Below are 519 nucleotides of genomic sequence, written 5' to 3' on the forward strand. Positions count from 1 at the left end.
TTCGCGGCGCAGGCCGCCCTGGCCATGGAGCTGGCCGAGCGGCGCCAGGACGCGGAGCAGATCGCGCTGCTGGAGGACCGCGACCGGATCGCGCGGGACCTGCACGACCTGGCCATACAGCGGCTGTTCGCCACCGGTATGACCCTGCAGAGCGCGGGCCGGTTCATCGGCCATGAGGGTGCCAGGGAGCGGGTGCTGCGGGCCGTGGACGACCTCGACGAGACCATCAGGATCATCAGGTCGACGATCTTCGGTCTGCGGACGCGGGAGGACGAGGCGGCTCCCGGCCTGCGGGCGCGTGCGGTGCGGGTGATCGCCGAGGCCACGCGGGTGATGGGGTTCGCGCCGAGTGTGCGGATGGAGGGTCTGCTGGACACCCATGTGCCCAGGGAGACCGCGGATCAGGTGGTGGCGGTGCTGTCGGAGTCGCTGACGAACATCGCCCGGCACGCGCATGCCGACCGGGCCGAGGTGGCGCTGGAGACGGACGGCCGGACGGTGCGGCTGGCGGTCACGGAC

At 72.3% G+C, this 519-nt stretch carries 1 protein-coding gene; it reads left to right on the forward strand.

What is annotated here, in order from left to right:
- Positions 1-519: histidine kinase (locus R2S09_RS40230; RefSeq protein WP_316746246.1), on the forward strand; the 519-nt coding region annotated here is incomplete at both ends.

Origin of the sequence: Streptomyces sp. MK7, assembly GCF_032658145.1 — a bacterium.
GTDB lineage: Bacteria > Actinomycetota > Actinomycetes > Streptomycetales > Streptomycetaceae > Streptomyces > Streptomyces spiralis.